Annotated in this window: 10 protein-coding genes; 3 read left to right on the top strand and 7 right to left on the bottom strand. The window is 48.0% G+C overall.

Features of this window, described 5'->3' with window-relative positions:
• Positions 1-61: 61 nt before the first annotated feature.
• Entirely contained in the window at positions 62-5,179 is a 5,118-nt protein-coding gene (locus QUB39_RS06085) for a PAS domain S-box protein (RefSeq protein ID WP_333485032.1), read from the top strand.
• Between the two features lie 7 nt (positions 5,180-5,186).
• Positions 5,187-5,402 (top strand): hypothetical protein, encoded by a 216-nt coding sequence (locus QUB39_RS06090; RefSeq protein WP_333056651.1) that lies wholly within the window; start codon positions 5,187-5,189, stop codon positions 5,400-5,402.
• Positions 5,403-6,138: 736 nt separating this feature from the next.
• Here QUB39_RS06090 and QUB39_RS06095 read toward each other — a convergent pair.
• Positions 6,139-7,119, bottom strand: a complete 981-nt coding sequence (locus tag QUB39_RS06095) for an ABC transporter ATP-binding protein (RefSeq protein WP_333208199.1) — start codon at positions 7,117-7,119, stop codon at positions 6,139-6,141.
• Between the two features lie 111 nt (positions 7,120-7,230).
• On the opposite strand from QUB39_RS06095, the gene QUB39_RS06100 reads away from it, so the two are divergent.
• On the top strand, positions 7,231-7,419 hold the full coding sequence (locus QUB39_RS06100; protein ID WP_333056649.1) for a hypothetical protein: 189 nt from the start codon (positions 7,231-7,233) through the stop codon (positions 7,417-7,419).
• Between the two features lie 61 nt (positions 7,420-7,480).
• Here QUB39_RS06100 and QUB39_RS06105 read toward each other — a convergent pair whose 3' ends face one another.
• The 6 genes from QUB39_RS06105 to QUB39_RS06130 form a co-directional block, all read right to left on the bottom strand.
• Positions 7,481-8,410 (bottom strand): phosphoribulokinase, encoded by a 930-nt coding sequence (locus QUB39_RS06105; protein WP_333056648.1) that lies wholly within the window; start codon positions 8,408-8,410, stop codon positions 7,481-7,483.
• Positions 8,411-8,645: 235 nt separating this feature from the next.
• Positions 8,646-10,277, bottom strand: coding sequence for a GTP-binding protein (locus QUB39_RS06110; RefSeq protein ID WP_333056646.1), 1,632 nt, complete (start codon positions 10,275-10,277; stop codon positions 8,646-8,648).
• Between the two features lie 93 nt (positions 10,278-10,370).
• Positions 10,371-10,514: a hypothetical protein gene (locus QUB39_RS06115; RefSeq protein ID WP_333056645.1), complete on the bottom strand. Its 144-nt coding sequence runs from the start codon at positions 10,512-10,514 to the stop codon at positions 10,371-10,373.
• A 529-nt stretch (positions 10,515-11,043) separates the two neighbouring features.
• Complete coding sequence (locus QUB39_RS06120; RefSeq protein WP_333056644.1) at positions 11,044-12,177, bottom strand: hybrid sensor histidine kinase/response regulator; 1,134 nt, start codon at positions 12,175-12,177, stop codon at positions 11,044-11,046.
• A gap of 56 nt (positions 12,178-12,233) precedes the next feature.
• A complete protein-coding gene (locus QUB39_RS06125) occupies positions 12,234-13,310 on the bottom strand; it encodes a response regulator (RefSeq protein WP_333208198.1) in 1,077 nt (358 codons plus the stop codon).
• Between the two features lie 3 nt (positions 13,311-13,313).
• A complete protein-coding gene (locus QUB39_RS06130; protein ID WP_333279093.1) occupies positions 13,314-22,061 on the bottom strand; it encodes a PAS domain S-box protein in 8,748 nt (2,915 codons plus the stop codon).
• Positions 22,062-22,664: the final 603 nt, after the last annotated feature.

Raw genomic sequence — 22,664 nt, forward strand, 5'->3', positions numbered from 1 at the left:
TTGTCCACTGAATAAGCGATTAGATTTGATCCGATCGCGCCATCGCTACAGGTCAACCAAAATGAGTCGGTTTCAGGTCTTGCCCTTACCCATTAAATCTTACAGTATTGCTACATTTAGTGCCGGCACGGCTTTACTGCTGACAACTCTGTTACTTTTTTTCTTCGAGGAAGTTCCTGCAATCTTACTTTTTGCCGCTGCGGTTATCGCTTGGTATGCTGGCTTAAAGTTCGCAGAACCAGAAATAGAAATTGAACGTAATATTATTTCCAAAGTAATTGACACGACGGCTTGCTTAATTGTAGTCCTAGACAACCAAGGACGGATTGTGCGCTTTAACCAAGCTTGCGAAAAAACAACAGGCTACTCGACAGCAGAAGTGCTCAATAAATGTGTTTGGGATGTGTTCTTGATCTCCGAAGAAGTAGAGCCAGTAAAAACAATTTTTAGACAATTAAAAGTTGAAAATTTTAACAGCGAGTATCAAAATTATTGGCGCACAAAGAATGGGGATAAGCGCTTAATTTCTTGGTGTAACACTGTAACTTTAGATGGCGATGGTTTGGTAGAATATGTGATAGGAACTGGCATCGATATTACTGACCGCCAAAAAGCGGAAATAGCCCTAGCATTATCCTACACTAACCTAGAAACTCGCGTCAAAGAACGCACAGCAGAACTGACAGTAGCTAAAGAAGCGCTGCAAGCTCAAGAAGAACGATTTCGCTGTTTAAGTTCCTGTTCGCCTGTCGGCATTTTTATGGCCGATTCCCAGGGGCGCTACACCTATGCAAACCCACGCTGTCAGGCTATTTGCGGCTTGAGTTTGACAGAACTTTTAGGAGACGGTTGGGAGAAGTGCATTCACCCGGAAGACAGCGATCGCGTATTGAGCCGATGGCTGGATTATACTCGGCAAGGTGGGGAATATGCGATCGAGTATCGCCTGCAAACACCAGAGGGGATTGTGCGCTGGATTAACGTTTGTTCATCGCCGATGTTCTGCGACTCCGGCGAACTCATCGGATACGTGGGCACGGTGAGAGATGTCACGGAAAGACAACAAGCGCAAGCAGCTTTGGCAAGCAGCGAACAGCAACTGAGAACGCTGCTAGAAAATACGCCAGATGTGATTATCCGCACTGACAAAGAGCTGCGTTATATTTATGTCAATCAAGCCGTTGAAAGAAGCCAAGGAAAACCAATTTCATTCTTCCTGGGTAAAACCAGTCAAGAAATAGGAATGCCGCCGGAAGTGTGCCAGATGTGGGATGAAACCCTGCACAAAGTGTTAGAAACAGGTCAAGAAGAAATTGTAGAATTTCAGGCTTTCTCAATCAACGGCATCCGAAGTTATCAATCCCGCGTAGTTCCAGAATTTGACAAAAATGGCGTACCAGAATCAGCCTTAATTGTCGCCCGCGATATCACAGAAATAAAACTTGCGGAAACTCAAAGATTGCAGTTAACAATTGAGCAAACAGCAAGGGAAAAAGCGGAAATAGAACAGCAGCGGTCGGCATTTTTAGCAGAAGTCAGCAAAATGCTGGCTGATGCGTTTGACGGGGAAACGGTGCTGCAAAAGGTAGCCGAATTAGCAATAAATTCGATCGCGGATGGGTGCTGCATTCATTTGACCGAAACGGGGTCAAAAGTGCGTCTAGTCGCTGTGGCTCACGCAGAACCCTCCACAGTTGAGACTATTAATAACTTCAGCATCCGCAGTTCGATCGCCGAAAATGCTGTTAACGGCTATCCGCTGGTAATCCGCTGCGGCAAATCCGAACTAATTGCCGAAGTGGATGAGGAGATTTTAGCAGCAGGAGCCGAAAATGCAGCAGAATTGGAAATATTGCGATCGCTCAATATCGGATCTCACGCTTGCGTACCGCTGAGAGCTCGCGGGCGGGTAATGGGTTCCATCACTTGCTTTACCTCAAAGTTTGGCCGCCGCTACAGTGCAGAAGACATGGCAATGCTAGAAGATTTAGCATACCGCGTGGCGATCGCCCTAGACAACGCCAGACTTTACGCAGAAGCGCAACAAGCACTATCTCAAACATCGCAATCCTTTGCCTTAATTGACGCGCTGTTAGAAGCATCTCCCCTAGCCATTTGCTTTCTGGATCGCGAAATGCGCTTCATCCGTATCAATAAAGTCTTAGCAGAACTCCACGGTTTGCCCGCCGAACAGCATATCGGCCAAGATTTCCGGCAATTGTTGCCAGAATCCGCCGCCAAATTTGCCCCGATTATTCAGCAAGTTTTAGACACCGGTCAGCCTGTTTTAAACATAGAATTTAGCGGCGAACCTGATGGAAAACCAGGATATTTCGGCTACTGGGTAGCCAACTACTACCCAGTGAAAAATGAAATGGGAGAAATAATCGGAGTTGGCCTAATTATCACAGATATTACCGCAGCAAAACAAACAGAATTAGCTTTGCGGGAAAGCGAAATGCGCTTCCGCAGTGTGGTAGAATCTAACATGATAGGCATCGGTTTCTGGGATGGCAACGGGGAAGTTACTGACGCTAACGACGCCTTGCTGGAAATGATCGGATATACGAGGGAAGACTTAGTTTCGGGACAGATCCGCTGGTTAGAACTAACGGCGCCAGAATATCTAGAACTCGATCGCATTGCCCTCGCGCAAGTCGAAGCATCAGGAAGTTGCGCGCCTTTTGAAAAAGAATACATCCGCAAAGACGGCACGCGGTTCCCAGTTTTAGTCGGCGGCGGAAACTTCCAAGGATGCACAGACAAAGGAGCATTCTTCGTACTAGATATCACCGATCGCAAACAAGCCCAAAATCAACTTCGAGAAAACGAAATACGCATTCGCCGCCAACTAGCAGAACTAGACTTAGTTTACAAAACCACACCAGTCGGGCTGTGCTTTGTCGATACAAATTTGCGCTACATCCGCCTGAACGAATGCCTCGCTGCGATCAACGGCCGATCGATCCCAGAACACATCGGGCGCACCGTTAGAGAAGTAATTCCCGAAATGGCAGATATTGTAGAGCGAATTTACCGCCAAGTGCTGGCGACACAAACCCCCGTGCTCGACTTGGAAATTAAGGCAGAAACCAAGCAACAGCCAGGAGTTTTGCGGGATTGGCAAATCAGCTTTTACCCCGTGAGCGATCAATCAGGAACACTCCTGGGAGTCAGCACCGTGATTGCCGAAATTACCGATCGCAACCAAGCAAAACGGGTAATGCAGCAAAGCGAAGCCATATTCCGGCGGCTGTTCGAGTCAAATATTTTCGGAGTTGCGATCGGCGATTTTAGCGGCCGCATCGCCTACGCCAACCAATCCCTGCTCAACATGATCGGCTACACCCGCTCAGACTTGCTCTCCGGTAAAATACGGTGGGACAGAATGACCCCCCCCGAATACCTGCATCTCGACGCCTTAGCGGCCGGGGAACTGCGGGTTCAGGGAGTCGCAACTCCTTTCAAGAAAGAGTATATCCGCAAAGATGGCAGTCGCGTGCCGATTCTGATGGGCGGAACCACTCTGTGCGCGGACAACCGCGAACCAGAGACGATCGTCGCATTCTACATCGACTTGACCGAAATCTCGCGGGTGGAAGCAGAACTCAAAAAGAATCAACAACGGCTGCAAATCGCTCAGCAAGCAGGCAAAATCGGAAGTTTTGAATTGAACATCCAAACCAACGAGGTCGCCTGTACGCCGGAGTTAGAGGCTTTGTACGGGCTGCCTGCAGGCGGTATCGACAGCTATCAAACTTGGGTGGAAATGGTGCATCCAGACGATCGCACTGTTACCGAACAGCAGGTGCAAGCTGCGACAGCTTCCGGGGAGGAATTAAACATAGAGTTCCGCATTTGCCGCCCGGACAAAAGCGTGGGCTGGATTGCTTGCAGGGCTAAGGTGTTTCAGGACGATCGCGGTTTGCCTTTGCGGATGATCGGGGTGAACGTCGATATCAGCGATCGCAAAGAAGCAGAAGCAGCGCGATCGCACATCCATCAAACTTTAGAAGCCTTGATTCAGGCTTGTCCCCTAGCAATTACCGTTTTGGACTGCGACGACGGCACTGTGAAAATGTGGAACCCAGCCGCCGAGAGGATTTTTGGCTGGAATGAATCAGAAGCGGTAGGTCAATTTGTGCCCTGCGTTCCCGCAGACAAGCGGGAGGAATTCACGGCTAATTTGAAAAGAATTCGCGCTGGAAAGGCGATCGCGGGCATGGAAACCTACCGCCAAAGGAAAGACGGCAGCTCGATCGACATCAGTTTGTGGGCAACTCCAGTCCGCGACAGCAACGGCAATATCAACTGTATGTCGATCGTCGCCGACATCAGCGATCGCAAGCAAGTCGAGGCCGGGCGCGCTCAGTTGCTCGAGCGCGAACAAGCCGCGCGGGCGGAAGCAGAAGCTATCAGCCGCCGGAAAGACGAGTTTCTAGACTCTCTTTCCCACGAATTGCGAACGCCTTTAAATGTGATTCAGGGGTGGGCACAGATCCTGCGCGCCCACCCCAACAACCAAGATAAATTAGCTTCGGGTTTGGAAGCCATTGAGCGTCAGTCGAAGGTGCAGATCCAGCTAGTGGAAGATTTGCTCGATGTTTCCCGGATTATTCAAGGCAAACTGGTTCTGAAACCCGGCTGGTTCTACATGGTAAGGACGATCGAGGCGGCTAATAATTCAGTTCGTTTGGCAGCCGATGCCAAGTCTGTCACCGTTTCGTTAGAACTTGACCCCGCAGTCAGCTTGATGTGGGGCGACGCCCAGAGGTTGCAGCAGGTAGTGTGGAATTTGCTGACTAACGCCGTCAAGTTTACGCCTTCGGGGGGAAATGTGCAAGTGCGCTTGTCTGCGGTGGCTGTTAGCGATTCTTCATCACCCAATTACGTGCAAATTACTGTCAGCGATACCGGAAAGGGCATTCCTGCTGAGTTTCTGCCCTACGTGTTCGATCGCTTCCGACAAGCAGACGCCTCGAAAACTAGGGCTGACAGCGGTTTGGGACTGGGATTGGCGATCGTCGAGCACTTGGTGCAACTCCACGGGGGCACTGTGACTGCGGAAAGTCCCGGTAAAGACAAGGGTGCGACATTTACGGTGACACTGCCACTCAAACAGCCTCGGAGTAAGAAGGGGCAGTTGAGAGGAGTCGCCGCCGGATATTTTAGTCCGTGATATCGCTATGCTGGTTGAGGACGGCTACTCGCCGATCCGCACAGTGCGATCGTCCGCATCCGACAAAATCAAGCGCTTGCCGGCCGTGGCGCTGACAGCTTATGCTAGCGAACAAGACCGCGATCGGGCGATCGCCGCTGGTTACAACGAACACTTAACAAAGCCGATCGAACCCGCTCTCTTCGCCACCGTTTTAGCTGACATCTTGCAACAATATCAATAAGAGGATTTTTCGTGGGGTTGGGCGGGTTTATAGAACCTATTTGCAAGCTTTAAGGCTGTTGGCGAACCCGCCCCTACGGCTAATTGAGAATGGTGCAAGATATCAGTTTTAGCCAAGTTAACAAATTTGCATTAGGGCGATCGGGTGCGACGAACACACAAATAATATCATTTCCGTTTGATTCCGATTTGTATGATGTTAAATCTTGTAGGGGCGGGTTCACCAATAATAATTGCCCATAATCTACAATCTCATAAACCCGTCCCCGCTGGCTATCTGAGATGTTGCACCGGCCGTCAATAAAGGGTTTTTGGGTAGGTTGGGGTGGGTTTATTTAACCTGTCTGCAACTTTTCAAGCTATTGGCTCACGGGCCCCTACAGGTTCCACAGGAATGGTGCGACATCATAGATGCTACCGGACATAATATAACCTGTACATTTTGATTCGGATTTGTATGATATTAAATCTTGTAGTTATGTAGGGTGCGGATCTGCTCATGTTTAATGAAACTTGCAGATTGACTGGTGGCGACGCACCGATGCTTACGACAAGATTGTGTGTACCGCATATACATGGAATATGCTGTAATTGCCCAAAACCCACAATCTCGTAAACCCGCCCCCGCGCCACCATCAATCCCAATCTACGTCTTTTAAGATATAGCCTTTCTCAAAAAAAGTGAGGTATGCCCTATGCCCATGAGTACCTCCTATGAGAACTCAAAAGGCTATACTTCAACCACTAGAATAAATCCCTCTTTCTTGCAGTTGCTGCATAAAAAACTCTTCCAAACTAGGCTTAGCCAAATTCATCCCAATTAACTGCCCTCCCGTACCGCTCAGACTAGAAATAAACTCCTTCGGATCGCCCTGCAAATGACCGTACCACAAATCATTATCAACTTCCATATCCGGTATCCATTTTTGCAGGATATTCAAGTGGCCTCCCCTACCTTCAACCCGGTAAGTTTCAGTATTACCCAAAAGTTCATCGATCGCACCCATGCAGATTAATTCACCCTTAGCCAAAATTGCCACTCGATCGCAAATCTTCTCCACATCCGACAATATATGCGAATTAAAAAAAATTGTTTTTCCTTGATTTTTCAGCGATAAAATTATCTCCCGCATCTGATAGCGTCCCATCGGATCTAAACCAGACATCGGCTCATCTAAAAATACCACATCTGGATTGTTAATCAAAGCTTGAGCCATGCCGATCCGTTGCAGCATTCCCTTAGAATACTGGCGCAACTGTTTTTTAATTGCCGCCGATTGAGATAGCCCAACTAAGTCTAGCAAATTGGGAATTCGCTGTCGCTGAATCGAGGAGGGAATTTGAAATAACCCCGCCGCAAATTGCAAGAATTCCCAACCCGTGAGATAATCGTAAAAATAGGGATTTTCTGGCAAATAGCCGACTCGCTGCTTCACAGTGCGATCGCCCAAAGGCCTCCCCAACAGCAGCGCCCGGCCAGAAGTGGGCCGCACTATACCCAGCAAAGTTTTCAGCAGCGTAGTTTTCCCCGCTCCATTTTGCCCTAACAACCCAAAAGTTTCCCCCTCAGAGATAGTCAGAGTGCAATTTTTGAGCGATTCAATTTTTTCATTCATCCAGAAGCCAGTACGGTAGAACTTCCCCAGATTAAATGTTTCCACCACTGGGGTAGCTCTGGGCATCTCGATGGAAGTTGGCGCATCTACAAGAGGTTCCATTTTTGTCAGAGAAATAACTAGCACCTGATTATATTCTATTGCATAAGTTAAGTAATAATTGCTATTTTTAATGTTAAACTAATATTAGCTGTAGTTAAAATTTTCTCAATTATGGAACGTTCAAAACTTGTTGCTATTATCACTGGAGTGATTTCTATAGTTTTAGCAGTTGCCTACCTGCTCCTTGTTACCCTCCTTGACTTCCGAGGCGAAATGGTGCCCGCACCTCAAAGTCAGTTGCCAGTCTCCATGCCACTTCAGCAATTAGGCACTGTTAACCAGACTTTGCGAGTACATTAGTTATTGGTTATTAATCATTGCAATAACAACTAACAACCAACAACTGCTAACTGCCAACTAACTAATACACATGAATTGCTTTCATCATGTGATATGCAACCAGCAACTGCGTCAAAGCTAGCGGGTAACTTTGCAAAACTTCGCCAGTTGTGCCGATCAGTTTGCCAATTTCCGGGTTGCCTTGGGCGGAACAAAATCCCCGCAGGTGGGGCAACTCGCCGCACAACATCATTTCCAGTTCGTTTACTTGCTCGCTGGTAGCGTGGGAGTCTACTTCCAAAACGTCAACAGGTTTGCCCATATCCCGATCGAGTCCCAAGCGAATTGCAGGTTTAAAACTCTCGCTGCCTCGACCTAAAATTTCAGTAAAATCAGGGTGAGGAATTGTCGGTCTGAGCACTAAACGGACGCTCAAATTTGATTCATTTTCCGCTTCGGGCGGGTAAAAACTAACTACAACGTCGGCCGATTTGCGCTGAGGACGAATAAAGTCTTCAGAGTCTGGTTCCCGTTTTTTTATTTCTGCAAGCACCTGTTCTTCAGTATAACCGCGCTTCATGACATCGCGCTTAACTTTCCACTGAGTTCGCAACTCTTCGGGAGGAGCAAGATACACTTTTACGTCGTAAGAATCGCGGATTGTTCGGGTTGCGTAACCCAGCAAACCTTCAACTATGACAAATTTGCTGGGCTTGATATATTCCGGCGGGTCAAATGTACCTGTCGTGTGGTTGTAGATGGGTTTGAGAATTGCTTGTCCGGTACGCAGCAGGCTAAGGTGCTGCTGCATGATATCGAGATAATTGCAGTCGGGATGCAATGCTGTGATTCCGATTTCGGTCCGCTGCTTTCTGTCGTAGCGATGATAGTCGTCAGTGCAAATCACAGTGACATTTTCTGGTCCCAATACTTGGGCAATTCCCCGCGTCAGGGTGGTTTTGCCCGCTGCGCTGTCTCCGACAATACCGAGAATAATTGGTCGATCGCTCATTGTTTTTACCCGGACGCACAATAGCAAATTTTGTTGTCAATCTTCAATCTTATCAAAATTGTGTTCCATCCGATCGCTCGGTTTGACTTGCTCCCCCCGGAGTCTCCCCCCTGTGTAAAATTATTGTAAAATTTCTTAATAAAATTAAACAAAGCATACTCAGGGAACATCTCATTGAACGATCGTAATTACCCAATTCTCAATTCCCTGTTTGCCCAATTCCCTGTTTTGCCCATTACCAGTCATCGTTTCGTTTGTTGCTGTAAGTTTCCCAATCGTCTTGTTGTGGTGGCTGATACAAAGGTTCTGCTTCCAATTCGGCTGACATTTCTAATTCAGGTTCCGATTCCTGCTGATAAATGTTCAAAGGTTCGACAACGCGGGCGATCGCATCTTTGACAAATGCTTTGACAAACTCGTCCTTCCTATTTAACTGAAACTGCCTTTGTACAACTTCGGCGATGCCACCATCGCCCCAATCTTGGTCATGGCGGAAATATTCAATAAAACTTTTACCAGCAATTCTAGTTAAATAAGCCGCACTAACTGCTTGAATTGCTTTGCCAAGTACAAACCCCGCTACGCTTAATTGCAGCGCCCTTGACACTACTTGAATTACCCCTTCAACTATTCCCAAACTTGCTAGGGTTTTTGCTAGAGACAATGCCAATTCTTTCGCGCGATCGATATTTAATTCGCAGCCGTAAATCTTAGCAATTTCTACTACCATTTGAGCGTTAACTGCTGCTGTCGCTAACAAATCCACAACTGGCAAAGGCGTTACGGCAATTACTCCGGCTCCGATCCACTGAAATCGCTCTACTGCCTTATCAGCTTGCCGCCTTCTTTGAGCATCAATTAACTTGCGCGCTTGGTCTCCCAAGTGCTGAGATTGCAGCAAAATATTGTCCGCAATTAAGTCTTCGCCTTCGGCTCGCAAAATCGCAGCGACGCGCCGAATTAATGGCATAATATCCGGGTCTGGCTGAAAAATTGTGCCGTCTTCTAGGACAACTTTTTGCGGATTGGCGCTAATTGCTACTACATCCATTGCTGATACAAAACCTTTGACTCGCTGCCGCAGTTGATCGAGAATTTCATCTCTGTCGGTGTCGGGATAAAGGTCAACTTTATTAAAAACCACAATCGACCTTTTGCCAATTTCCGCCAAAGTCCGCAGCGGTTCGTACTCGGATTTGCGTAAATCACCGTCCAAAACAAATAAGATCAAATCTGCCCTCGCCGCCAACTGCCTCGCCAATTCCTCTCTGTAAGTCCCCGCAACTCCCGCTTCCAAGATGCCTGGAGTATCAGTAATTGCTAATTCTCGATCGATTCCTTTCAATTTCAGAGTGTAAGTTTCCCCAACTTCGGTAGTTCCCATCGGCGCACCCACCTGTCCCGCCATCCGCCCCACCAACGCATTCACAGCGGAAGTTTTGCCCGCAGAACCGGTGCCGAAAACAACTACTCGAACGCTGCCCCTCGCCATGCTAGCTTCAATTTCGCGGGCTCTCAACAGCAAAGCTTGCCGCGCTACTTCATCTTGAATGCGATCGACTTGTTGCCGAATTGCTTTAAGATTTTCCGAAGCAGCTTCACTTTTCACAACAGGAATCTTCGGAGTAATCGGCCGTTTTCCCTTAACTTTCTGGGGGCGTTGCAGCAGCCTAAAATAGTAAACCAGCGCAAAAATTAGGGTTCCCAAAAGTACAATTATCAGGAAAATCAGCAAATTAGCCAGCAGCGGAGAAGCAGACAACGCAACTTGACTGTAAAGCCCTGTTAAGGAACTCACCAGCCCAATAATCAGCCCCAGGGCGAGGCAGAAAGCAGCAATTAAGGTTAACAGGCGCGGCAAAGGCATGAGGGGAGTGGCAAATAAAAGGGTTATACTTTGATTTTTACATTACGCCGATCGTCATCAGTCATGGCAAATCTAAAATCTAAAATCTAAAATCTAAAATGGCCGAGCGCCCGATGGTACTGCGCGAACCCGCAAATCCCGATTCTGTCGCACTGCGGGCGCGATTTGCGGGGTTTTAGTGGTAGCGGGTGCAGATAAAGTGCGATCGCGCCCGCAGTCTGCAATTGTAGCTTGCACGAGAACTTAGGCTCGCGAATTAAATAACTTACAATTTTAATTGTTATTGTGGGATGGGCTCTTATAGCCCGTCATGAGTGGACGGGCTATAAGAGCCCATCCCACTTTCAAGAGTGGAAGTTATTTACAGCACTTTCCAGGTAAGTGAAGTACAGAGAAACCGGGTTTCTTGAATAAAACCGGTTTCTGGCGAGAAATCCAGAAGAAACCCGGTTTCTGGGGTGTACTTTATAAACCTGGAATCCGCTGTAATTCTCATTCCTTACTAAGTCGGTGGCAAAATTCGCCAGTATGTAACAAAAGATTAATTAGGGTGATTCGAGTTAAATTTAATAGGTTTTGTAAGGTTGTGTATGGTTTTTTCTTTACCTTCTACCCCATGAATTACCGCAGAAGCAAGCTCTAATTCCGAGTCAAATATTTCTCCTGCTAGTTCCTCTTTTTTGATCTGTTGCCGCTCCCTGCAAAGCAAATTTATTCCTTCTCAATCTCCATAACGATGCCACCGGACTTGATAGAAAAACTCATGCTAATTGCGGACAATTGGCAGAGTGAGATGTACCGTTGTTTCCTTTTGATAGATACTGGTAATTGAGAACTCTCCTCCTGCCAGTTCGACAATTTTCCTGACAATTTTTAAGCCGATACCGGTGCCCTGTTGCTCATACCTCTTGCGCTCAAACTGCATGAAGGCACCTATTTTAGCAATTTGCTCTTCTGTCATGCCCCGCCCGGAGTCATGTACAGATAAATGTAGCATCTCCCCTAGGACTTGACTACTAACTTTAATAGTTGTCTCTGGTGAGGAGAATTTCAGTGCATTATCAATTAATTCATGGAGAATAGTTGATAGATATCGGTCTGATAGAGCTATATCCGCTTCCTCAAGAGTGAACAACATATCGTTGCTACGGTTGACCTTCTGAGCCTGGTATGTCAACTCGGTTTCAATGGCGGAAGCTACAAATTGAGTCCGGGCAGATTCCATCTTGTGCTGTTGACTTGCGGATAGTTCTAATCCTAAATAAATCAGGAATTTTTTCGTTAATTTTTCTAGGCGACGGGCCGAGTCATGTGCCCAGCCTAATATCTCACGGATTTGGGCGATATCCATGTTTTCGATATCGTCCTTGAGCAACCCGATCGTGCCTAAGATGCCATTGAGGGGCGTATTTAGTTCGTGGGATAGAGTAGAAGCTAAGTTGCCACGCAGCTCATTGAGGGTGCTGTCCAAGACATTGAGCGTATTTTCTTGGATGTGGTATAAGTTCTGGATATTATCATACTGTTCCTTGATTCTGAGCATTGAATGCACGCGAGCACGCAGTTCAATAGCATTTACAGGTTTACTGATGAAGTCGTCAGCACCGGCAGTGAGACAATGGGCAAGGTCTGATTTTGAATTTAATGCTGTCACCATAATGATGGGAACGGCTTGCCATTTTGACATGGCTTTGATTTGCCGACAAATCTCGATGCCGTCTATTCCCGGCATCATCACATCCAGCAAAATAAGATCCGGATCAAATATGTCGAGGGATGCGATCGCTTCTTGCCCGCTGGCAGCATAATGCAATTGATAATCCTGCTCTGATAACAGGGTTTCAATCACATCAAAGTTATCCGGCTCATCATCAACAATTAAGATAGAAAATTGAGACATAATTGCCACCATTTCAATAAGGTAAAAATTTTATAATTTCATCTGATACTCGTCAGCTATGCTGCCAAAGTGATTTCAAAAATTGCTCCTTGTGGTTGGTTGTTTCTGACACAAATTTCGCCCCCATGTGCCTCAACGACCATTTTGCAGAAAGCTAAACCCAACCCTATTTGAGAGACATTAGACATCAGATTTCCAATCTCGTATTTCTCAAAAATTTTTTGTCGCAATGTATCAGGAACACCTGGGCCAGAGTCGATAACCTGAATTTTTGCCTTGCCAGATGTGAGGAATTCTACAGTCACTATGATTTGACTATTGGGTGGGGAAAACTTAATGGCATTCGAGAGGAGATTGTCCAGCATTCGATGTATCATCGTGGCATCAACCGAGACTTTTATACTGTTTTGTCCTGGCAATTGAGCGACTATAAACTGATTTTTTTTAGCAGCGATTCCTTCAAAGTTTGAGATAGCAGATTCAATGAGATCGCACAGATAAATATCAGTGTAATTGAGACGATTTTTACCGGATTCGAGTAAATAGATTTGCAATAAATCATCAATTAATAGCTGTATTGCTTGTGCTGACGAGTAAATTCGTTCCAGTTGCATTTGTTGTTGTTCTTTAGGATACTCTAAGCTTTTTAGGATTTCCAAGCCAAGCAAGATGCCAGCCAGGGGATTGCGTAAATCGTGGACTACCATTTTAACCATATCTTCGCGCAATTTGAGTAAGCTTTGCAGGTCGTCATACTGGTGCTTAATTCGCAGCATACAGTGAACTCTGGCACGTAGTTCAATAGCATTTACAGGTTTACTAATGAAGTCGTCAGCGCCCGCAGTGAGACAATGGGCAAGGTCGGATTTTGAGTTTAATGCTGTCACCATAATGATGGGAACGGCTTGCCATTTTGACATGGCTTTGATTTTCCGACAAACTTCGATGCCATCTATTCCTGGCATCATGACATCCAGCAAAATAAGATCCGGATCAAATATGTCGAGGGATGCGATCGCCTCTTGCCCGCTGGCAGCGTAATGCAATTGATAATCCTGCTCGTTCAAGAGAGTTTCAATCACATCAAAATTATCGGGTTCGTCGTCAACGATCAAAACAGATGGTACATTCATGAATTATCTTACCAGGGAATTTAAAAGGTGTTGAATAGTGCTTGCCAATTGCTTCAGCTTAACGGGTTTGGTGAGGTAATCATTGGCTCCGGCAGCAAGACAACGATCGCGATCGGCAGTCATGGCTAAGGCAGTTAAGGCAAGGATCGGCACATCGACTAACCTAGGATCGAGGCGAATCTGCTGCATAGCTTCTAGGCCATCCATACCAGGCATTTGAATGTCCATCAAAATTAGATTGGGGTTTTGTGACTTGGCCAGGGCGATCGCCTCCTCTCCATTCTTCGCCAAGAGAATGCGATAGCCTTTAGCTCTCAAGTAGCTCGACACCGTACTGATATTGGCTTCATTGTCTTCCGCCACCAAGATTAAGGGAGAGCCTCCCTGTTCGGGCCCGCTGGGTTCGATGGGGGGTTCTGTCTGGGATTCCAGGGCAACAGAAGAGGGCGCACCAGTAGGGGCAGTGCCCCCGTGCCTGCCCTCGAATTCAGTGCCCCCGTGCCTGCCCTCGAATTCGATGCCCCCGTGCCTGCCCTCGAATTCAGTGCCCCCGTGCCTGCCCTCGAATTCAGTGCCCCCGTGCCTGCCCTCGAATTCGATCGTGAAGCAACTTCCTACACCCACAGTGCTGGTGAGCAACACCTGCCCGCCGTGGAGTTCGACAATACGTTTCACCAGGGCAAGCCCCAAGCCAGTGCCTGCATATTGACGATTCAGCGCGCCATCGATTTGGATAAAGGGCTGAAACAGTTTGTTGATATGTTCTGGGGCAATACCAATACCTGTATCGATGACGGAAATTTGCAGAGTTTCTTTGACCAAAAAATGGGGTGAGGAATCGGCAGAATCTGGGTCGGCCCGGGGCTGTTGACGGCTGACTTCTAGGGTGATGCGTCCTCCGTTAGGAGTGAATTTTACCGCGTTGTTGAGCAGGTTGATCAAGACTTGGCGCATCCGCCGTTCATCAATCAATAAGTCGGGCAGATTGAGTGGCACTTTAATCTCTAGCTGGATGCGTTTTTGCAGGGCTTGTTGTTTGATAAATGCCAGACTGGATTGACACAGATGATTGATTGAAACTGGGGTGCAATCGAGTTCCATTTGACCCGATTCAATTTTGGCGACATCCAAAATGTCGTTAATTAACTCTAGTAAGTGAGAGCTACTGCGATCGATGGTTTGTAAAGCTTTGATTTGTTGTTCATTGACGATACCAAAGACTTGCTCTTGTAGCCCCTCGCTCATGCCCAAAATGGCGTTGAGGGGGGTGCGGAGTTCGTGGCTCATGTTGGCGAGGAATTCGTCTTTGAGGCGGGTAGCACGGGCAAGTTCTTGGTTAGAGACTGCCAGTTGTTCGTTGCGCTCGGTGAGTTGCTGCTGGGCTTGTTGACGTTCGGTGAGTTCTTGCTGCAACTGCTCAAATAGGCTAGCTTGTTGAACCGCGATCGCCAACTGGTTAGCAATTTGTTGCAGGAGTTGCGCTTCAGACTCTTGCCATACTCGCTTTTCTCGGCAAGCATGGACGACTAAAACCCCCCAGAGCTTGTTGGTTGGGCCAGGGGCAACCCCTCTATGGCTTTGGCTGCTTCGGACTTCTTGCAGGATAGGTGCAACCATTTTGGACTTGACTTCACCAACGCTTGCGTATTCCACCAAGCAATTAGTCCCCATATCGGTCATTATATCCGGGACGATACGGGGCTTGCCCTGGGAATAGTGGTTGAGGATTTCTTGAGACCACAGTTGGTCGTCCCAGTGATGGTTTTTGAGCGCGGGAAACTCGGTCAACACAGATTCTTCAACTATTTGACTTCTGCCATTGCCAAATAGCCGGATGACGATGATTCGATCGCCTTGCAAGATTTCTTTGACTTGCTGTGTCACAGTCGCCAAAATTTCCTTAATATCCAACGATTCGCGAATTTGCTGGGCGATTTCTCCCAAAGTTCGCTGCCGTTGCAGTTGTAAAGCGATCGCCTTTTGTGTTTCCTTGCGGATAGCCAGCTCTGATTGCACCTGTTCGTAGAGGTAAGATTGCTGAATTGCGATCGCTAATTGGTTAGCAATTTGTTTAAGTAAATTGATTTCCCAGTCTTGCCATTGGCGCGGAATATCGCATTGATGAACAATCAGCAACCCCCAGAGGGTTTGATTCAGAATAATTGGAACTACGAGTTTAGCTCTGACCTGGATTTCTGCGAGGAATTCAACCAAGCAGGGTAAGATTGACTCATTTTCATCTTCCCTATCGTTGAGGGCATAAACTTTTCCTTGGATATAGCGATCGTAGTTCTCTTCGGGGAAAACCTCTTCTGGGAAGAGGATATCCAGAAGCTTAAGCCTATTTGGCGAAACTGATTCAGCAATGGCAGCCCCCGTCCCTTCAGGAAAAACCCGATAAACCAGCGTTCTGTCTGATTGCAATAGCTGATGGATTTCCTCAACAGTGCTATTGAGAATCTCGTCGAGATGCAGAGACGATCGCATCCGTTTAGTAATCGCTCCCAGCAAACGTTCCTGTTTTGCTTGTTGTTGCAATCTCGCTTCGGCTTCTTTGCGATGGGTGATATCCTGAAACGTGCCTACCAGACCAATAATATTACCTGAGCAGTCTCGCAGGGGAGCCTTGTGGGTTTCGAGAAATATTGGTTTACCATTGGGTAGGGTTAGCGTTTCTTCGATCCCTAATATAGCTTCACCCGTTTCGATTAACCGCCGATCCATCGCACAATACTCGTTCGCCTCCACTTCTTTCTGGCAAATATCTAAATCTCTTTTACCTATACTTTCGGTCGTAGATGGCAAGCCTAGAGTTTTGGCAAACTGCTGATTGCATCCTAAAAAAACCGACTCTCGATTCTTCCAAAACACCGAAAGCGGGATGGTATCGAGTACCGTTTGCAGAAACTGCTGAGATTCTTGCAAAGCCTTCTGGGCCTGTTTGCGATCGCTGATATCTACTAATACACAAATAGTTTGATCCTCTGAGCCTGGAAGAAGTGCGGCTCCGATCAGCACAGAAATCCGGCTGCCATCCTTACGGTAGTATTCCTTTTCCAAGGAATCGATCGCGCCCTCCTGCATCAGGCGCTCCATCGCTACAACATCAGCGTGGGCATATTCGGGCGGCGTCATGGCATCCCAATGAATCATCCCAGCATTTAGTTCCTCCCTAGTGTAGCCAACCATCTCTAAGAAGCGATCGTTGGCATCGATTATGTTCCCCTGAAAATCGGCAAACATCATGCCGCTCACACTGGACTCAAACACACGGCGGAAGCGGATTTCACTGCTTTCCCTGGCGAGTTCAGCTTGTTTGCGATCGCGGATATCCGATATAATTCCCTGGATACTAATCAATTCCCCTTCAGCATTGATAACAGGTCGGGCGCTGCTTCTCACCCAGACATAATTGCCATCTCGGTGGCGATGTCGGAACTCATAATCACTTGACTTTTTACCAAGTTTGACATTCTCCCGATAATCAGTAACCACCAAAGGACGATCGTCTAGATGCACCAGATATATAAACGGCTTACCAATCCATTCACTCTCGTCCCAGCCAAACATGGTCTTGAATTGCGGTGACAAATAAGTGAGCATCCCATCGGGTTCACATGACCAGATCAAATCATTAGCCCCTTCTACCAGCCGCCGGAATTTAGCTTCACTCTCTGCTAATTGGGCTTCGATTTGTTTGCGATCGCTGATATCGCGGCATACACAAATCAATAATCCATCCTCTGTGAGGGTGAGGGATAGCCCTTCGGCAAAGGTAGAGCCATCTTTGCGGGTGGCGATCGCCTCTCCCTCCCAAGCGCGATCGCGCCCCAGCACCGGCAAGACTTCCCGCTCAAACCGTTCTAACTCGTGTTGGGAATACAAAAGTTTCCAAGATTTGCCCACCAGTTCTTGGGGATGTTCGTAGCCAAACAATTCTAGATGGGCTTGATTCAAATAGAGGTAGGTATCTCCTTGCATAATCGCAATGCCGTCGATCGCCGCCTCAATTGCTGCCAGTTGTCGTTTTAGGGTTTCTTCGGTTTGTTTGACATCGCTAATATCTGCAAAATAGCCAACAATCTCGATTGGCGTGCCTTCTTCATCTCGCAGCAGACGCAGCTCATCCCGTAGCCAAACGTAGTGACCATCGCGATGCAAAAATCGATATTCATGCTGATGAGTGTTGTGTTCAAATAGAGCCGATAAATGTGTAAAAACTCTAGGGGCATCTTCTGGGTGAATATGGTTAGCCCAGAAGCCACATTCCGATAAAAATTCTTCTGGTTTGTAGCCCAAAATGGCTTCGATATTTTTGCTCATGAAGGTTGCTCCATAGTCGCCATAGGGCTTACAGCTATAGATCATGGCGGGGCTCGATGCCAGAAGAAATTCGAGGCGTTCTTTCAAAAGGCGATTTTCTAGCTCTGTCTGTTGGCGATCGGTAATGTCTTGGATCAGGCCAAGCACATAGAGATGTTCATCATCCATCAATAGGATAGAAGTGGAAAAGGAGATAGTGCGGCACTGTCCATCTGGGCGCCGGATTTCCCTTTCCACGGCGATTAAGTTGCCCCCTTGTCGTATCTTTTTCAGGTCGGCAATCGTCTGTTTTTGAGATTCTTGATTATTCAGGTACAAGCTGTGATACCACCCCAGACGGTTAATTTCTTCTAAGGTGTAACCCGTAATTGTTTGCATTTGCTGATTCCAGACTGTGAAGCGGACAAATGGAAACTCCTCAACTTCATAGAAAACGCACAGCCCTTCAGTCATGTTTTCTACAATTTGTTGACGGAAAGTATTTTCCTGCCGAAGCGTTGCTTCGGCAAACTTGCGATCGGTAATGTCGAAGCGAATGGCTAGATACTGAAAAGGTCGCCCGCCTTCGTCCAAAAAGGGGACAATGGTGCTAGCAACCCAGTACAGGCTACCGTTTTTTGCCTGGTTGCAAATTTCACCGCGCCAAACATGACCGCTAGTAATGGTCTGCCACAGGTCTTGGAAAAATGCAGGGGGATGATAGCCAGAGTTGACTAGGCGATGGGTTTTGCCCATGAGTTCATCGCGGGAGTAGCCAGAGATCGCACAGAAGGGATCGTTGACGTAGGAGATCACCCCTTGGCGATCGGTGATGACCACAATTGCAGACTGATCCAAGGCCTGTTTAAAGGCTGATAATTCTTGAATTAACTGCTGTCGTTGGAGTTCAGCCTGCTTGCCTCTGCTAATATCAAAGTTGACCCCAATCATGCTCTGGGGATTGCCTTGGGCGTCTGGCACGACGACACCATAGGCTTTAATAAAGTGGAGGCTACCATCGGGATGCAACACTCGAAACTCGGTATCAAATTCTGCTTGTCCTAAGAGGGCTTGTTGGAGCAATGTTTCGGTGGCGGTGCGGTCTTCGGGATGTAGTCGGTTTGCCCAAATGTCGTAAGGCAGAGGGGAATGAGATTGTTTTGTGACACCGTACAGTTCGTACATCCGCTCATCCCAAAAGACGGTGTTTTGTACAAGATCGAAGTCCCAACAACCGATCGCCCCTGATTTGAGCGCCAAAGCGAGGCGATCCGATACTGTCTGTAGTTCTGCTTCTGCACGTTTGCGATCGCTAATATCTTTGGCGATGCCTAAAAAGCCGATAATTTGTTGATTGACATCCTTGAGGGTGCTGATGGATAGCGACACAGGAAATCGAGAACCATCTTTACGGATATAGCTCCACTCTTCTTCGCTGACAATACCTTGGCGTACTTTGGCAACAAAAAGCTCAAAGCCGGGAGGAATATTTTGCCCTAGTTCAGCAGAGAGTGATGATGCCCGGTCAATTACCTCATTTGCATCGTGGATGAGTGCGGGCGTAGCTTTGCCGACCACTTCTGCTGCACTGTAACCCAGCATCCTTTCGGCTGCGGCATTAAAGGTCTGGATGATGCCAGTTGGGTCTACGGAGATGATGGAGTAATCAGCACAATCGAGGATGGCGCGTTGCAGGCTGTTGACTTGCCAAAGCTCTTGGGTGCGTTCTTCAACTTTTGCTTCTAGCTGTTGGTTTAGTTGGTAGAGTTGTCGCTCAGCCTGTTTGCGAGCCGTAACGTCTCGAATCATAAACAAGGCTTCATCTTCGCCACTCTTGACAACTCTGACCTCTTCATATTTCAGGCGTGGGCCAATGTGCACCTGCTGTTCATAAACTTGCAGTTCTCCTGTCCGTAAGGCTTGTTCTAGGTGGTGTAGATGTCGCGTCGCAATTTCTCCTGAGATCATATCCACCATCGCCACACCTGGGGTATCGAAATCTGTACCGCCGAGAAAGTCGAGCTGACGATTGGCTGTCACGCTCCCCCGATAAATACCATCGGCACCGATGCGAAACATGAAGTCGGGAACTGCTGCTAATATGGCTCGGCTGTGGGCTTCGCTCTGGATCAGGGCGGTTTCGGCAAGTTTGCGATCGCTAATGTCTGTAGTAGTTCCTACATAGCCGACTACTTGCCCGTCTGCATCCAGTTCGGGAACGGACTGCCCATATACCCAAGCCACAGCACCGTCGGGACGTTGAAAGCGGTATTCGAGTTGGAAAGAGCGATTTCCTTGAATGAATTGCTCCCATTCGGCGATGACCCGATCGCGATCGTCGGGGTGTAGCCCTTGTTGCCATCCTTCCCCGAAAGCGGTTTTTGGGGTGAGTCCGCTGATCTGAAACCAGCGATCGTTAACATAGATGCACTTACCCCTAGCATCGGCGCGGAAAATCCCCACTGGTACGGCTTCCACTAGGCTGGCGTAGCGTTCTTCGCTTTCTTGCAGGCGGACTTCAGTTCGTTTGCGATCGCTAATGTCGGTAATGGTGCCTATATAGCCGATCCGATGTCCATTGGCATCGAGTTCGGCGACGCACTGCCCATAAACCCACGTTACTTCACCGTCGGGACGTTGAAAGCGATATTCGAGTTCAAAAGAGTCGTTACCTTGAATGAATTGTTCCCATTGGGCAATTACCCAATCGCGATCGTCGGGGTGCACTCCTTGTTGCCATCCCTGTCCGATAGTGGCTCCTGTTGTGAGTCCGCTGATCTGAAAGTAGCGATCGTTGACATAGGTACATAGCCCCTCGGCATCGGTGCGAAAAATCCCCACCGGAGCGGCGGCGGCAAGGGAGGCGTAGCGTTGTTCGCTCTCGATCAGGGTGGCTTCGATCCGCTCTCGCTTTACCAGTTCATTCTGCAATTTTTGGTGGATCGTGGCTTGCCCAATGGCGATCGCCAGATGCGCTGATAAGGCTTGTATCAGTTCAACTTCTTCCGGTTGCCAGTCGCGGGGGTGCTGGCTTTCGCTGGCATTGAGCAAGCCCCATAACTCATCGCCACACAGTAGCGGCACCAAAATTTTGGCTTTTGTCTGGAGGCGGATCAGCATCTGCCGATGACAGTCTGATATGTTGGCTGTGGAGATATCTGGTACGACGCGAACATATCCCTGACGATAAATCTCAGGATTGTCTTGCTTATAGCAGGTCTCATTGACCCGTTGGCCCAACAGAGACAGGGACGAGTCGGTGGATTCCGCCACGACAATGATTTCCCGATCGGCTTCAAACCGCCAAATATTGACGCGATCGCAGCCGAGCACTTGCCGCACCTGCTGCACAGTCGTATCCAAAATCGTTTGCAGGCTTAGGGACGAGCGAATTTGGGTAGCCAAGTCTGCGACTAATTTCTCTCGTTGTACCTTGGTGTTGAGAGCGGCTGTCCGAGCTTCCACCTGTTGCTGGAGCTCAAGGTTGCGATTTGCCAGCAGCGCTACCTTTTGGGCCTCTAGCCGCACCACCTTCTCTTCCCACTTCTGGACCAGCTTGTATAGCTCCAGCGGGTTGAGGGCTTGCAGCAAACTGGTCTGGGTGACAATACCCAGTAACTCCCCTTGTTCCCCTGTCACCGCCAACCGACGGATCGATCGCTGCTCCACGATCTGCTGCACAGTCCAGAGCGACTCCTCTGGCTTGACCTTAAAAATCGGTGTACTCATCACCGCCTCAGCCCGACAGGTTTCCAGCTTCAACCCCAATGTCTGAAATTGCACAATATCCCGCTCGGTGATAATCCCCACTGGAATTTGTAGCGGTTCAGTAGAGATTCTGCCTGGGTGCACAATCATCACGGAACTGACGCGATGCTCTGCCATAAGTTGGACGATCGCCAGTAGGGAACAATCTGGCGTAGCACAAATCACTTCGTGGGTCATCACTTCTGCTACCATACGCAACCGCAACAAGTCGATCGGTCGAGATATTTGGCGCAGACTTTCGTGAGTGACTAGGCCCACTAGGCGATCGAGCTCGTCCACGATGGGCAAATGGCGAATGTGGTGCTGTTGGAGCAGATTAATCGCAAAAAATAAATCGGTGAAGGCGGACTCGCGGAGGGTGACGACGGGGTGTGCCATCACCTCCCGGAGCGCCAAATTCTCCAAGGAACGCTGCTGGGCACTCAGCCGCACCACGTCTCGCTCGGTCAGTACGCCGACCAATTGCTCGTTTTCCACTACCAACACGCAACTCGATCGCGCCTCCTTGTGGAGGTCGTCGAGTTGACCATCCGCCGTTCTAGGGGTGTTGCAGAGCGATCGCACGCCACTCATTTGGGCGATCGCATCCATCACCGTCGTATCCGGCGAAACCACCAAGGGCTCTCGCACGATCGCAGTCCTGAGTTCTATGGGAGTGAGAGCAGTAGTACGAATGAACATGAGTTTATAGGGTTTTTTTGCTGATTATTTTTTTAACCATTTCGCCTTAAACACATGAGCTGATAGCGTAGCCCGGGGTCAGCCATAGTAACGAGAAGAGTTACGTAGCTGCACGACATTCTCTAAATATTATATTTACTTACAGTTCGCTTTTGCCGGAAATGACTTAGGGAATTTCTGCCACGCTAAGCTAACGCTTTTGCATCCTTTTCATGAGATGATAAAAACAGGAATTGCCCTCAACCCTTTACTGGATTAAGTGAAATCTCGGAGAAGGCGCTGTAACGATCAAATTTGTTGACTCTTGACGATTACTGGGAATTCTACAGTATACAGATCGCTATTCCCCCAAGTGAGAAGTTGTGATGCGTTTAATTACTTTCATCTGGGGCTTTTCTGATATTAAGCGTAAAACACTACCAGCCATATCTCGTGGAGTGGGATTAAGCCATGAACAAACACTCTTATTTCCTAAGCGAATTACTTGAAAATTAGAACGCTGGAGAGAGGCTAGGTTAAACCTTTTGGACGCTCAGCATAATCCTACAAAACAATGGCTTAATACACCGATTAAGGCAAGTCCAACAGTTAGGGTCAAAGTGG

It is taken from the genome of Microcoleus sp. AT8-B5 (genome assembly GCF_036705565.1).
In the GTDB taxonomy this organism is placed as follows: Bacteria; Cyanobacteriota; Cyanobacteriia; order Cyanobacteriales; family Microcoleaceae; genus Microcoleus.